The 14,268-nt window shown below is 75.3% G+C and carries 11 protein-coding genes; all 11 read left to right on the top strand.

The window, feature by feature from the left end; translation table 11 throughout:
• Positions 1-91: 91 nt before the first annotated feature.
• Complete coding sequence (locus tag VM324_12905; protein ID HVM00184.1) at positions 92-1,861, top strand: penicillin-binding protein 2; 1,770 nt, start codon at positions 92-94, stop codon at positions 1,859-1,861.
• Between the two features lie 77 nt (positions 1,862-1,938).
• Entirely contained in the window at positions 1,939-3,459 is a 1,521-nt protein-coding gene (locus tag VM324_12900) for a UDP-N-acetylmuramoyl-L-alanyl-D-glutamate--2,6-diaminopimelate ligase (GenBank protein HVM00183.1), read from the top strand.
• Between the two features lie 5 nt (positions 3,460-3,464).
• Positions 3,465-4,862 carry a UDP-N-acetylmuramoyl-tripeptide--D-alanyl-D-alanine ligase gene (gene murF / locus VM324_12895; protein HVM00182.1) on the top strand — a complete coding sequence of 466 codons (1,398 nt, stop codon included), beginning with the start codon at positions 3,465-3,467 and terminating at the stop codon, positions 4,860-4,862.
• A complete protein-coding gene (gene mraY / locus VM324_12890) occupies positions 4,859-5,896 on the top strand; it encodes a phospho-N-acetylmuramoyl-pentapeptide-transferase (GenBank protein ID HVM00181.1) in 1,038 nt (345 codons plus the stop codon). Before murF ends, mraY begins: the two co-directional genes overlap by 4 nt.
• Positions 5,893-7,353 carry a UDP-N-acetylmuramoyl-L-alanine--D-glutamate ligase gene (murD, locus tag VM324_12885; GenBank protein ID HVM00180.1) on the top strand — a complete coding sequence of 487 codons (1,461 nt, stop codon included), beginning with the start codon at positions 5,893-5,895 and terminating at the stop codon, positions 7,351-7,353. Before mraY ends, murD begins: the two co-directional genes overlap by 4 nt.
• Positions 7,343-8,536, top strand: coding sequence for a putative lipid II flippase FtsW (gene ftsW, locus VM324_12880; protein HVM00179.1), 1,194 nt, complete (start codon positions 7,343-7,345; stop codon positions 8,534-8,536). The genes murD and ftsW overlap by 11 nt, the downstream gene beginning before the upstream one ends.
• Positions 8,533-9,708: an undecaprenyldiphospho-muramoylpentapeptide beta-N-acetylglucosaminyltransferase gene (gene murG / locus VM324_12875; protein HVM00178.1), complete on the top strand. Its 1,176-nt coding sequence runs from the start codon at positions 8,533-8,535 to the stop codon at positions 9,706-9,708. The genes ftsW and murG overlap by 4 nt, the downstream gene beginning before the upstream one ends.
• A complete protein-coding gene (murC, locus tag VM324_12870; protein HVM00177.1) occupies positions 9,705-11,117 on the top strand; it encodes a UDP-N-acetylmuramate--L-alanine ligase in 1,413 nt (470 codons plus the stop codon). The genes murG and murC overlap by 4 nt, the downstream gene beginning before the upstream one ends.
• Entirely contained in the window at positions 11,110-12,057 is a 948-nt protein-coding gene (murB, locus tag VM324_12865; protein HVM00176.1) for a UDP-N-acetylmuramate dehydrogenase, read from the top strand. Before murC ends, murB begins: the two co-directional genes overlap by 8 nt.
• Before the next feature lie 64 nt (positions 12,058-12,121).
• Entirely contained in the window at positions 12,122-12,970 is an 849-nt protein-coding gene (locus VM324_12860; GenBank protein ID HVM00175.1) for an FtsQ-type POTRA domain-containing protein, read from the top strand.
• A gap of 258 nt (positions 12,971-13,228) precedes the next feature.
• Positions 13,229-14,268 (top strand): cell division protein FtsZ (gene ftsZ, locus VM324_12855; protein ID HVM00174.1); only part of this gene is annotated, 1,040 nt, incomplete at its 3' end.

Raw genomic sequence — 14,268 nt, 5'->3', positions numbered from 1 at the left:
GGCCATGCTCCGCACCCAGGGAGCCTGGCCACGGTCCCGCCGGCGCCCTCCGCCCCGCCGGGCCCGCGGCCAGGCTCCCTGGGTGCGGAGCATGGCCCGCGCGCTCAGGCGGGCGCGCAGCGGGCGGCGCCTCGCCCTGCTGCTCGTGCTCTACCTCGTCCTGACCGCCGCCGTCGGGGCTCGTCTCCTGCGCGTGCAGGTCCTCGACGCCGCGGACTTCGCCGAGCTCGCCGACCGCCAGACGCAGCGGCAGATCGACCTCCCGGCCACCCGCGGCAAGCTCTACGACCGCGACGGGCAGCCACTCGCGCTGTCCCTGGCCGCCGCGACCGTCTACGCCGACCCGCGGGTGCTCCGGGAGAACGACGTCGACCCCCGGGGGGTGGCGGCCGAGCTCGCGCCACTGCTCGACCGACCCGTGGAGGCGGTCACGGACGCCCTCAGCCGCGACGTGTCGTTCACCTACCTCGCCCGCCAGCTCCCGCGCGAGGTCGGCGAGCAGGTCGCGGCGCTGCGCCTGCCCGGCGTCGGCATCCTCACCGAGCCGACCCGCTCCTATCCCGCGGGGGGGCTCGCCGCACAGCTCGTCGGCTTCGCCGGCGTCGACAACGTCGGCCTGTCGGGTCTCGAGGCGCAGTACGACGACGTACTCGCCGGACGGCCCGGCGCGCTGCGGTTGGAGCGCGCCCCGGGGGGGCTCGTCATCAGCGCTGCACCCCGGGAGGTGCAGCCGGCGGTCGCCGGGACCGATCTCGTGCTCACCATCGACCGCCAGATCCAGCACACCGCGGAGCGCGTGCTCGCCGAGGCGGTCAGCGAGCACGACGCGAAGGGGGCGGCGGCCGTCGTGGTCGACGTCCCGACCGGCGAGGTCCTCGCCATGGCGTCGGTGCCGGGGTTCACCCCCGAGCGCATCGGACAGGCCGGCGCGTACGAGCGCAGCAACCGCGTCGTCACCGACGTCTACGAGCCCGGCAGCGTGAGCAAGATCATCACCGCCGCGGCGGCGGTCGAGGAGGGCGTCGTGCGGATGGACGAGGTGTTCTCCGTCCCCGACCACTACCAGGTCGGCGCGAAGCGCTTCCGTGACTCGAGCCCCCACGAACCCTGGGCGCTCACCCTGCCGCAGATCATCGCCCGGTCCTCCAACGTGGGCACGATCAAGCTCTCCGAACGCGTCGGCCCGGAGCGCCTCTACGGCTACCTGCGCGCCTTCGGGTACGCCGAGGCCACCGGCCTCGGCTTCCCCGGGGAGGCCTCCGGGCTGCTGCCCCGCGTCGAGGACTGGTGGGCGACGAGCCTGCCGACGATCGCCATCGGCCAGGGCGTGTCGACGACCCTCCTGCAGGTCGCGGGGGTGCTCGAGACGATCGCAAGCGGGGGGGAGCGGGTGCAGCCCTCGGTCGTGCGGGGGACCGTCGGGGCGGACGGGCGGCTGCGGCCCTCGCGGGCGGGGGAGCGCGAGCGAATCGTGTCGCCCCAGACGGCCGCGGCCCTCACCGGGATGCTCGTCGGCGCCGTCGAGGGCGAGCACGCGACGGGGGGGCTCGCGAGGATCCCCGGTTACCGCGTCGCCGGCAAGACCGGCACGGCGCAGAAGCCGTCGCAGACGCGGCGCGGCTACGCCGAGGGCAAGTACGTCGCGAGCTTCGCCGGCTTCGCGCCGGCCGACGACCCCGCGCTCGTCGTCGCTGTGCTCATCGACGAGCCCGCCGACGTCTTCTCGGGCGGGGCAGTGGCAGCCCCGGCGTTCAGCGAGATCACCCGGTTCGCGCTCGCGCACCGCCGCGTCCCCGCCTCCGAGCCCTACCCCGCGGACGACGTCGTGGCCGTGGGTCCCGGCCGGGCCACGGGTCCCTGAGACGCATGCGTGTCGCTGTCCAGGGGACCGGGGCGCCTGGCGGGCGGCCGACCGGGTGCTGCGTATCCTGCCTAGCGATGCCGCCGACGCCCCGCCGCCGTGAGCGCACGACGCTGGCCGACCTGCTCGCCGTGCTGCCGCCGGAGGCCGTCCTGCACGCCCCCGGCGGCGACGGCGGGCACCTCGCCGTAGCCGACGTCACCCACGACAGCAGGGAGGCGGGTCCCCGGGTGCTGTTCGCCTGCCGTCCAGGCCGGCGCGCGGACGGTCACGAGTTCGCGCCCGCCGCGGTCGCCGCGGGCAGCCCTGCCCTGCTCGTCGAGCGCACCCTCGCCCTCGACGTCCCCCAGCTGCGGGTGTCGTCGGTTGCCGACGTGCTCGGCGACGTCGCGGCCACAATCCACGGCCACCCCTCGGCGGCGCTGGCGCTCGCGGGCGTGACCGGCACGAACGGCAAGACCACCGTCACCTACCTGCTCGAGTCGGTGTTCGCCGCCGCGGGGCACACCACCGGGGTCCTCGGGACCGTGGAGACCCGCATCGCCGGGCAGGTCGTCCCCGGCGCGCGCACGACGCCGGAGGCGCCGGACCTTCAGCGCCTCCTGCGGCGCATGGTCGACCGCGGGGTCAGCGCGGCGGCCATGGAGGTGTCGAGCCACGGTCTGGCCCTCGGGCGCGTCACCGGCACGCGCTTCGCCGTGACGACCTTCACCAACCTCACCCAGGACCACCTCGACTTCCACGCCGACATCGAGGACTACTTCGCGGCGAAGGCGCGGCTGTTCACCCGCCGCTTCGCACCGGCGGCCGTCGTGAACGTCGACGACCCGTTCGGCCGCCGCCTCGCCGGCCAGGTCGACCTCGCCGTCGTGCGTGTCGGCTCGGGCGCCGACGCCGACGTCACCGCCCGCGACGTCGTCTCCGGGCCTTGGGGTTCGCGTCTCACGGCGGTCGTGCGTGGTCGGCTGGTTGCGGTGCGCACCGCGCTGGCGGGGCACTTCAACGTCGCCAACGCCCTCGTCGCGCTCGCCGCCGCCGACGTGATGGGCATCGACCTCGAGACCGCCGCCGCCGGTGTCGCCGCCCTGCGGGGCGTGCCGGGCCGCATGGAACGGGTGGAGGCCGGCCAGCCGTTCACCGTGCTCGTGGACTACGCGCACACGCCGGACTCCCTGGAGAACGTGCTGCGGGCGGCGCGCGGGCTCGCCGACGAAGGGGACCAGCGGGGCCGGGTGCTCGTCGTCGTGGGGTGCGGCGGTGAGCGCGACCGCGGCAAGCGCCCCCTCATGGGACAAGCCGCGGTCGAGGGCGCCGACCTCGCCGTGCTGACGAGCGACAACCCGCGCAGCGAGGACCCCCTGGCGATCATCGACGCGATGGTCGCCGGCGCGACCCGGGGAGCAGGCGGCGCGTACGCCGTCGAGCCGTCGCGCCGGGCCGCCATCGCCCTCGCGCTCGCGGAGGCGCGACCCGGCGACATCGTCGTCATCGCGGGCAAGGGTCACGAGACCTACCAGGAGCTCGCCGACGCCACGGTGGACTTCGACGACCGCGCGGTCGCCCGGGCGCTGCTCGAAGGCGGGGTGGTCTGCCCGTGATCCGCATGGAGCTCGCCGCGCTCGCCGACGTCGTCGGCGGCGACCTCGCCGACGACGCCGACGCGGCGCGCACGGTCGACGAGGTGACGATCGACTCGCGTGGCGCGCGACCGGGGTCGCTGTTCGTCCCGCTGCGCGGCGAGCGCGCCGACGGCCACGACTTCCTCGACGACGCCGTCGGCCGCGGCGCGACCGGCTACCTGTTCGAGGCCCGCCGCCCGCCGGCCGCGCACCCCGGCGCCGTCGTCGTCGACGACCCCGCCGACGCGCTGCTCGGCCTCGGGGCGTGGGTCCGCGACACCATCGACCCGACCGTCGTCGCGATCACCGGCTCGAGCGGCAAGACGACCACCAAGGACCTCGTCGCCGCGGCGGTCGGCGCCGGCAGGCGGACGGTGGCCAACCCCGGCTCGTACAACAACGAGCTCGGCGTGCCGCTGACCTGCTGCCGCCTCGAGGCCGACACCGAGGTGCTCGTGGCCGAGGTCGCCACGCGCGGGGTGGGCCACATCGCGCGCCTCGCGACGATCCTCGCGCCGGACATCGCCGTCGTCACGACCGTCGGCGCCTCGCACCTGGCCACCCTCGGCGACCTCGACACCGTCGCCCGCGCGAAGGCGGAGCTCGTGCAGGCACTGGGCCCCGACGGCCTCGCCGTCCTCAACGCCGACGACCCCCGCGTCGCCGCCATGGCCGGCGCCGTGGCGGGCCGGGTCCTCACCTACGGCAGGGGAGCCGACGCGGACTGGCGGGCCGACGACGTGACCCTCGACGAGCTCGCACGCCCGGCGTTCAGCGTCCGCGGGCGCCGGGTGCGCCTCGCCCTGCCCGGCGAGCACAACATCGGCAACGCGCTCGCGGCCCTCGTCGTCGCCGACGCGGTCGGCGTCGACCTCGGCGCGGCCGCAGCGGCCGTCGAGTCCGCGACGGTGTCGCGCTGGCGGTCGGAGCTGCTGCGCACCCCTGACGGCCTCGTCATCCTCAACGACGCGTACAACGCGAACCCTTCGTCGACGAGGGCCGCGCTCGCCACGCTCGCGAGCATCACGACCGACGGGCGGCGGTGGGCGGTGCTCGGCCACATGGCGGAGCTCGGACCGGGCAGCGACGCGGCGCACGAGGAGATCGGTCGGCTCGCCGCACGGCTCGGCGTGGACGGCCTCGTCGTCGTCGGCGAGGCGGCGGCGGCGATCCGCGCCGGCGCGGCGGCGGAGGGCGCGTACGGCGAGGACGCGCTCCTCACCGCCGCGGACCCCGACGGGGTGGTCGGCCTCCTGGAGGGGCGGCTGCGCCCCGGCGACGTCGTGCTCGTGAAAGCCAGCCGCTCCGTCGGGCTCGAGGGCGTCGCCGACCATCTGCGCGCCGCCGGCGACGGGCCGCCGGCCGGGGGCCACGCGTCGTGAGAGCCATCCTGGTCGCCGCGAGCGTCGCGCTGCTCCTCTCGCTGGTCGGGACCCCGCTCGTCATCCGCTTCTTCCGCCGTCGCGGCTACGGTCAGCTCATCCGCGACGACGGGCCCCAGGCCCATCACGCCAAGCGGGGGACGCCGACCATGGGCGGGACCGCGATGATCCTGTCGGCGATCCTCGGCTACTTCGCCGCGACGCTGCTGCTCGGTCCGCGCTACTCGGCGGGCGGGTTCCTCGCGATCGCCGTGTTCGCCGGCATGGGCGCGGTCGGGTTCCTCGACGACTACATCAAGATCCGCCGCAACCGCAGCCTCGGCCTGACGAAGACCGCGAAGTTCGGCGGCCAGGCGGTCGTCGCGGTGGTGTTCGCCTTCGGCGCGGAGTACGTCGCCGAGACGTCCACCCGCCTGTCGTTCATCGGCCCCACCGATCTGGACTTCGGGCGGCTGTTCGTCATCTGGTGCTTCATCATCCTCGCCGCCACGTCGAACGCCGTGAACCTCACCGACGGGCTCGACGGCCTCGCCGCCGGGACCAGCGCGGCGATCTTCGGCGCCTACACCGTCATCGCCTTCTGGATCTTCCGCAACGAGCCCCAGTACAGCCACGAGGCCGTCCTGCACGCGCAGGCGCTCGCCATCGCCGCCGCGGCGACGACGGGGGCGGCGCTCGGGTTCCTGTGGTGGAACGCCCCTCCCGCGCGCATCTTCATGGGGGACACCGGCTCGCTGGCCATCGGCGGGATGCTCGCCGCCCTCGCGGTGATGACCGAGACCGAGCTGCTGCTCATCCTCGTGGCCGGCCTGTTCGTCATAGAGACCTTGAGCGTCATCCTCCAGGTGGCGAGCTTCCGCCTCTTCGGGCGGCGGGTGTTCCGCATGGCGCCGCTGCACCACCACTTCGAGCTCGTCGGCTGGCAGGAGGTCACCGTCATCGTCCGCTTCTGGATCATCGCGGGCCTGTCGGTGGCGTTCGGCCTCGGGCTGTTCTACGCCGACTACCTCACCCGGCCGGGGGCGATCGGATGACCGCCGAGCCGCGCGGCGGCCTCGACCGCGAGGGGGCCGGCGTCGAGGGCGTCCGCGTGATCGTTCTCGGCCTCGGCCTGTCGGGCACGGCGGCCGCCCGCGCCCTGGCAGCCGCCGACGTCGGCGACCTCCTCGTGGTCGACACGCGCGACACGCCGGCGGTGCGGGAGCGGGCGGCCGCGCTGCGCGCCGCGGGCGTCGACGCCCGACCCGGCGTGACCGACGCGGCGACCCTCGCCGGCGCCGGTCTGGTCGTCACGAGCCCCGGTGTCGCACCCGGCAACCCCATCCTCGCGGCGGCGACGGCGGGGGGTCAGCGCGTGTGGAGCGAGCCGGAGCTCGCCTGGCGGCTGAACAGCGGGCGCACGCGTCTCGTCGCGGTCACCGGCACGAACGGCAAGACCACCACGACCGAGCTCGTCGCGGCGTGCCTGCGCGCGCCCGTCGGCGGCAACATCGGCACGCCGCTGTGCGACCTGCTCACCGGCGCCGACGCGCCCGCTCTCGCGGTCGCCGAGCTCTCGAGCTTCCAGCTCCGCTTCACCGATCGGCTGCGCGCCGACGTCGGCGTCCTGCTGAACGTCGCACCCGACCACCTCGACTGGCACGGCACCCTCGACGACTACACCGCGGCGAAGGCGCGCGTGTGGGCCAACCAGCGGCCCGAGGGGGCGCCGGGCCCGGACGGGCGGGACTGGGCCGTTGTCGGCGTCGACGACGCCGGGGCCCGGGCCGCCGCAGCCGCCCATCCCCCGCCCGCAGGCGTCGCCGCCGCGACGAGCGCGCCGCCCGGTCCCGGCGAGGTGGGCGTGGCCGGAGGCGTCATCGTGAGCCGCCTCGGTGTCGACACCGAGGTCGTGGCCGTCGACGCGCTGCCCGCCCGCGGGCCGCACAACGTCGCGAACGCCGTCGCCGCCGTCGCGGCCGCCGTGTGCGCCGGCGCCGACCCCGCGGGGTTGGCCGGCCCCCTCACGAGCCAACGACCGGGCCCGCACCGCCTCGAGCAGGTCGCCACCCTCGCGGAGGTCGCCTACGTGAACGACTCGAAGGCCACGAACCCGCACGCCGCCGCGGCGGCCCTGCGCAGCTTCGGCGCCCCGGGCTCGCCGTCGGTCGTCTGGATCGCCGGGGGGCTCGGCAAGGGCCTCGACTTCGCGGACCTCGCCGCGGTCGTGCGTGAGCGGGTCCGCGTCGCGGTCACCGTGGGGCGCAGCGGACCGGAGATCGCCGCCTTGACCCGCCGCCTCGGCGTTCCGACCGTCGAGGCGGGCACGCTCGGGCGGGCGGTCCGAGAGGCCGCCGCGCGCGCCCGTGCGGGCGACACGGTGCTCCTCGCGCCTGCCTGCGCGTCCATGGACCAGTTCCGCGACTACGCCGAGCGCGGCCAGGCGTTCCGTGACGCCGTCGCCGCCGTCGCCTCCCCGCACCCGGCGAAGGAGGGCGCCGGTGGCCGCTGAACCCGGCGTCGGCCGCGTCCCGGCGACGGATCGCCGACGGGTGCGCCCCGCCGGAGCGGCCACCCGCGAGTTCGTCGTGCTCGCCGGCACCGTCGCGATCCTGCTCGTCGTCGGGCTCGTCATGACGTTCTCCTCCTCCTTCGTGCAGTCCACGGCGGAGACCGGCGACGCCTTCAGCATCTTTCAGCGCCAGCTGCTCGCGTGCCTCGTCGGGTTGCCGCTCATGGCCGCGGCGGCGCTCACCGACTACCGCCTGTGGCGCCCGCTCGCCCCGCCGCTGCTCGTGGCGAGCCTGCTCGCCGCCGTCGTCGTCCTGATTCCCGGGGTGGGGGTCATGGCGCACGGGGCGCGCCGCTGGATCGACCTGGGACCGATGACCTTCCAGCCCACCGAGCTGCTGAAGCTCGTCGTGCCGCTCTACCTCGCACACGTCCTGGCCCGCAGGTGGCCGCGCCTGCGCGCCGGGGACCTGCGCGCGCTCCTCGCACCCGCCGTCCCGCTGCTCGTCGTCATCTCGGCCCTCGTCATGGGCCAGCCCGACCTCGAGACCGCTGGCCTTCTCCTCGCGATCGGCGGTCTCGTCCTGTTCGCCGCGGGCCTGCCGGGCCGGATCATCGCGGCTGGCGCCGGCGCCGGGGCGGTGTTCGCCGTCATCGCCATCGCGACGACCGACTTCCGGCGCGCGAGGATCCTCGCGTGGCTGGACCCGATGGCCTACCCCGGCGACCTCGGGTACCAGACCGTGCAGGGCTACATCGCCCTGGGGTCGGGCGGGGTGCTCGGACGCGGCCTCGGGCAGGGGCGCGGGCAGTGGCTGTACGTGCCGAACGCCCATACCGACTTCATCTTCGCCATCATCGGGGAGGAGCTCGGGATGCTCGGCGCCCTCTTCGTGCTGCTGCTGTTCACCGTCATCGCCGTCGTCGGCGTCCGCACCGCCCGGCTCGCCCCTGACCCCTTCGGGCGGCTCGTCGCCACGGCGATCACGGGGTGGGTCGTCCTCCAGGGCGGCATGAACATGGGTTCGGTCGTCGGCCTGCTGCCGGTGACCGGCGTCACCCTTCCCCTCATCAGCTTCGGTGGGTCCTCGCTCGTGTTCACGATGCTTGCCCTCGGCATCCTCCTGTCGATCGCCCGCCACGCCGTCCCACGCGGGCACCCCTGCCGGGCGGCGACACCATGAGCGCGGGGGAGCAGCCGACCCCTCCGCGGGTGCTCGTCGCCGGGGGCGGCACCGGCGGGCACGTGTTCCCCTCGCTGGCCGTCGCCTCGGCGCTGCGCGACGCCGGCCTCGACGTCGAGTTCGTCGGCACGGCGCGCGGACTCGAGTCGCGCCTCGTGCCCGACGCCGGCTGGACGCTGCACGAGGTCGAGGCCCGACCGCTTTCGCGCAAGCTGTCGCCGGCGACCCTGCGGCTGCCGCTCGTCCTCGTGCGCGCGACCCGACGGGTGACCGGGCTCATCGCGGAGCGCGACATCGCCGCGGCGTGCGTCTTCGGGGGCTACGTCTCGGTGCCACTCACGCTCGCCGCCCGGCGCACCCGCACCCCCCTCGTCGTCCACGAGCAGAACGCCGTCCCCGGCCTGGCCAACCGGCTGGCCGCCCAGTGGGCCGAGGCGGTCGCGGTCAGCGTGCCCGGCACCGAGGAGCGCTTCAGGGACCGCGACCGCGTCGTGCTCACCGGCAACCCCGTCCGGCCGGGGTTCGGGGACTTCGACCGGGCGGCGACGAGGCCCGACGCCCTGGCGGCCTTCGACCTCGAGCCAGATCGGCGCACGCTGCTCGTCTTCGGCGGCAGCCAGGGGGCGCGTAAGCTCAACGACGCCGTCCTCGGCAGCCTCGCGCACTGGAGCGAGCCGGGTCACCTGCAGATCCTCCACGCCGCGGGCCGCGCCGACCACGAGCGCGTCCGCGCCGGGTGGGAGACCGCGCTCGCCGCGCACGACGGCGAGGTGCCGCTCGTCCGCTGTCACGGGTTCATCGCCGCTATGGAGACCGCCTATGCCGCCGCCGACGTCGTCGCGTGCCGCGCCGGCGCGTCGACCATCGCCGAGCTGACCGTCCTCGGCCTGCCGAGCGTGCTCGTGCCCTACCCCCACGCGACCGACGACCACCAGACCGCGAACGCGCGTGCCCTCGCGGACGCCGGCGCTGCGAAGCTGCTGCCCGACGGGTGGCTCGCGCCGAAGTCGCTCGTCGGCATGAGCGAGCCCTGGCTGAACGACGACGCCGCTCGCCGCGAGGCGGGGGCGGCCGCGAAGGCGCTCGGGCGCCCCGACGCCGCCGAGCGGGTCGCCCGCCTGGTCGCGCGGGCGGCACGCCGGACCCGCGCGGGCCGAGAAGGCCGACCGTGACCGACCCCGACGCCGTACCCGCCGGAGCCCGCGTGCACCTCGTCGGGGTCGGGGGCGCCGGCATGAGCGCGCTCGCGCACATCCTCCTCGAGCGTGGTCACCCCGTGAGCGGCAGCGACCTGCGCGGCGGCCGGACGTGCGCGGCCCTGTCGGCCATGGGGGCGGCCATCTCCGTGGGTCACGACGCCGCGCTCGTGGAGGGCGCCGACGTCGTCGCCGTGTCCACGGCCGTGCCGGCCGACAACCCCGAGCTCCGGCGGGCCAACGAGCTCGGGCTGCCCGTCCTTCGTCGCGCCGAGCTGCTCGACGCGCTCATGAGCGGTCAGCGGCGGGTGCTCGTCTCCGGCACGCACGGCAAGACGACGACCACCGCCATGACGACGGTGTGCCTGCAGGCGGCAGGACTCGACCCGTCCTTCGCGATCGGCGGCGTGCTCGCGGAGGCGGGGACGAGCGCACACCACGGCAGCGGCGGCATCTTCGTGGCCGAGGCCGACGAGGCCTACAACTCGTTCGCGTGGCTCACCGCCGACGCGGCCGTGGTGACGAACGTCGAGCTCGACCACCACGACCACTACGCCGACCTCGCCGAGGTGCAGCGCGCGTTCCGGCACTTCCTCGACCGCAGGCCAACGGCACCGGGGGGCGGGCGCAGCGGTCCCGCGGTGCTCTGCATCGACGACGCGGGCGCGCGGGCGCTGCTCGACGCCGCCGCGGAGCCGGTGTGGACCTACGGGGAGGTTCCCGACGCGCGCCTGCGCATCGTCGACGTGACGCTTTCCCGGCACGGCTCCCGCTTCCGCCTCGTCGAGCGGGGAGAGGACCTCGGGGAGTTCAGCGTGCGCCTGCCGGGACGCCACAACGTCGCGAACGCGACCGGGGCAGCGGCGGCCGCGCGCTGGGCCGGCGCTCCGGTCGAGGCCATCCGTGCGGCGCTCGCGGCCTTCGCGGGGGCGCAGCGGCGCTTCCAGCGGCTCGGCGAGGCGGGCGGGGTCACCGTCGTCGACGACTACGGTCATCACCCGACCGAGCTGGCCGCCACGCTCGCCGCCGCGCGGCAGACCGCGCCCGCCGGCCGCGTCGTCGCGGTGTTCCAGCCGCACCGCTACTCACGGACCGCCGCACTGGGGCGCGAGCTCGGCGCCGCGCTGCGCGGTGCGGACGTGGCCGTCGTCACCGACGTCTACCCGGCGGGCGAAGCGCCCGTCCCGGGGGTCACCGGCTTGATCGTCGCGGAGGCGGCACGCGCCGCCGGGGTGGCGACGTCCTTCGTCCCCTCGGGCGGCGACCTCGTCGAGGCGGTCACGGGCGTCGTGCGAGAGGGCGATCTTGTCCTCACCCTCGGCGCCGGGGACATCACCGAGCTCGGGCCGGTGCTGCTGCGTCGCCTCGAGGGCCGGCGTGCCTGACGCCGCAGCCGACGCGGTCCTCGTTCGCCGCCTGCGCGAACGGGTCGGCGGTGCGGTGCTGCCTGCCGAGCCGCTCGCCGCGCACACCACCATCAAGGTCGGGGGTCCCGCCGCCGCGCTCGTGCGCGCCGAGACCCCCGCCGACATCGCCGCGGTGGCGGAGATCTGCAGCGAACTGCAGCGTCCGTGGATGGTCCTCGGGCGGGGCAGCAACCTCCTCGTCGCGGACGCGGGGTGGCCGGGCGTCGCCGTGACGCTCGGACGCGGCTTCCGGGGCGTGGAGGTCGCGGGGGAACGGGTCGTCGCCGGCGCGGCCGAGCGGATGCCCGCCCTGGCGACCACGGTTGCGGCCGCCGGCCTGGCCGGCCTTGCCTTCGGGGTCGCGATTCCCGGCAGTCTCGGAGGAGCCGTCCGCATGAACGCCGGCGCGCACGGGGGCGAGATGGCCGAGGTGCTCGCCTGGGCGGATGTCGCGCGCCTCGCGCGGGGCGGCGCGGTCGAGCGGTGGACCGCGACGGACCTCGCCATGCGCTACCGCCACACCGACCTTCCCGGCGACGCGGTCGTCGTCCGCGCCTGCCTGGCCCTTCGCCCGTCCGACGCGGGGAGCCTGCGCCGCGACATGGCGGAGATGCGGCGCTGGCGGCGGGAGCACCAGCCGGTCAACGTCCCCTCGTGCGGCAGTGTGTTCGCCAACCCCGAGGGCGACTCGGCGGGCCGGCTGATCGACGCGGCAGGCATGAAGGGCTATCGCGTGGGCGGTGCGCAGGTGAGCCCCGTGCACGCCAACTTCATCACGACCGAACCCGGCGCCGCCGCATCCGACGTCCATGCCGTGCTCCGCGACGTGCGCGACGCCGTCGCGGAGCGTCATGGCGTCGTCCTGCATCCCGAAGTGGTGCTCGTCGGCTTCGACGGCGCGGCATCGGAGGCGCCGTGACCCTCAGGCAGCGGAGCGTTAGGGGCCAGGTGCCCCTCAGGCAGCGGAGCGTTAGGGGCCAGAAGTGACCGTCAGACCGGCCACGCGCCGGCCGCGGCGGCAGCTGCCGCCGATGGACGCGCGGATTCGTGCCCGCCGGGCGCAGGTGGTGCGTCAACGGCTGCGCCGTCGCCGCCGGGTTACCCTCAGCGTCGTCGGACTGCTGCTACTCGCCGTCGCTGCGGTCGCCGTCGCCCGCTCCCCGCTGTTCGCGATCGCCGAGGTGCGCGTCCTCGGCGTGGCCGGCGAGGCGCAGGCGGCCGTCCGCGAGGAGGCGGGCCTGCGGCCGGGGGACAACCTGCTCGCCGCGGACCTGCGGGACGCCGCCGACCGGGTCGAGGCGCTTCCGTGGGTCCACACCGCAGGGGCGCGCCGGCTGCCGCCGTCGACGGTGGAGGTGCGCGTCGTGGTGCGTCAGCCCGTCATGGTGATCCGGCTGCCCGACGCCGCCTGGCTCGTCGACGCAGGGGGCGTCGTCGTCGCCGGCGGAAGCCGACCCGGCCTGCCGGAGGTCCTCGCTCCCCACTCCGTCGTGCCGGGGGTGGGTGGTGAGGTGCGTGACGCGGCGCTCCGCAACGCCCTCGACGCGCGGGCGCGTCTCCCGGTCGACCTGCGTGCGGTGATCGAGCGATACGAGGCTCCGAGCGCGCGGGACCTGCGCCTGCGCCTTCGCGGCGGCGTCGTCGTGCGCTTCGGCGCGGCGGAGGACGTGGAGGCGAAAGCCCGCTCGGTGCTCCTGCTCCTCGAGCAGGCTCGAGTGCAGGCGGGTCGCCGCGAACCAGGCACGGGAGGGGAGCGCCGGCTCGGCGTGGCCGAGATCGACGTGAGGGCCCCCGACAACCCCGTGATCGTGCCGGTCGACGGCGCAGCGTGACGGTCCCCCAGGACCGCCTGCCGCATGACGGCCGACGGTTGGCGAGACCGCGGTGTCGCGCCGAGAAAACACCGCACGGCACGCTTGACGCCCACGGTCAGGCCACGTATGGTTCGACCGTCACATGAGGTTTACATAAGACTCACCCTCGACTGAAGGGTGAGGGTAAGGCCCCGCGGAGCACGCGGGGCCGTCGGCATGGCCCCCTGACCAGCGAAAATGGTCAGATAAGGGTGAACTTGAGGGAAAGGGAAGCCCGTGGCGGCACCGCAGAACTACCTCGCGGTCATCAAAGTCGTCGGCATCGGTGGCGGCGGCGTGAACGCCGTGAACCGGATGATCGAAGCAGGCCTCAAGGGGGTGGAGTTCATCGCGGTGAACACCGACGCCCAGGCGCTGCTCATGTCCGACGCCGACGTGAAGCTCGACGTCGGTCGAGAGCTCACCCGGGGCCTCGGCGCCGGCAGCGACCCGGAGATCGGCCGCAAGGCCGCCGAGGAGCACCGCGACGAGATCGAGGAGGTGCTGAAGGGCGCCGACATGGTGTTCGTCACCGCCGGGGAGGGGGGCGGGACCGGCACGGGTGGCGCCCCCGTGCTCGCCGAGGTCGCGAAGGGCCTCGGGGCGCTCACCATCGGCGTGGTCACCCGGCCCTTCAGCTTCGAGGGACGCCGACGGGCCGTCCAGGCGGAGAAGGGGATCGACAACCTGCGCGAGGCCGTCGACACCCTCATCATCATCCCGAACGACCGCTTGCTCGAGATCTCCGACAAGGAGACATCGGTCCTGCAGGCGTTCCGCCTCGCCGACGACGTGCTCCTGCAGGGCGTGCAGGGCATCACCGACCTCATCACGACCCCGGGCCTCATCAACACCGACTTCGCCGACGTGTCGACGGTCATGCGCGACGCGGGCAGCGCCCTCATGGGCATCGGCAAGGCACGCGGGGACGACCGTGCGGTCGAGGCCGCCCGCATGGCCATCAGCTCGCCGCTGCTCGAGGCGTCGATCGAGGGCGCCCGCGGCGTGCTTCTCACCATCGCGGGGGGCAGCGACCTCGGGCTGCACGAGGTGAACGAGGCGGCCGAGATCATCGCCCAAGCTGCCGACCAGGACGCGAACATCATCTTCGGCGCGGTCATCGACGACGCGCTCGGCGACGAGGTCAAGGTCACGGTCATCGCGGCCGGCTTCTCCGAGGCCGCCCCCGTCGCGGCGCCGCGGGCGGCGGACAGCGGCCGCCTTCGGCCGGTCGAGCGGCGCGAGCCCAGCCCCCCTCCCGCACCGCCCCCCGGGCA

Source organism: Egibacteraceae bacterium (assembly GCA_035540635.1).
Lineage (GTDB): Bacteria > Actinomycetota > Nitriliruptoria > Euzebyales > Egibacteraceae > DATLGH01.
This window is presented reverse-complemented; position numbering and strand designations above follow the sequence as displayed.

Coding starts and splice junctions, on each gene's coding strand:
- VM324_12900 (HVM00183.1), top strand. CDS start 1,939: ATGCCGCCGACGCCCCGCCGCCGTGAGCGCACGACGCTGGCCGACCTG.
- murG (HVM00178.1), top strand. CDS start 8,533: ATGAGCGCGGGGGAGCAGCCGACCCCTCCGCGGGTGCTCGTCGCCGGG.
- VM324_12905 (HVM00184.1), top strand. CDS start 92: ATGGCCCGCGCGCTCAGGCGGGCGCGCAGCGGGCGGCGCCTCGCCCTG.
- murF (HVM00182.1), top strand. CDS start 3,465: ATGGAGCTCGCCGCGCTCGCCGACGTCGTCGGCGGCGACCTCGCCGAC.
- murD (HVM00180.1), top strand. CDS start 5,893: ATGACCGCCGAGCCGCGCGGCGGCCTCGACCGCGAGGGGGCCGGCGTC.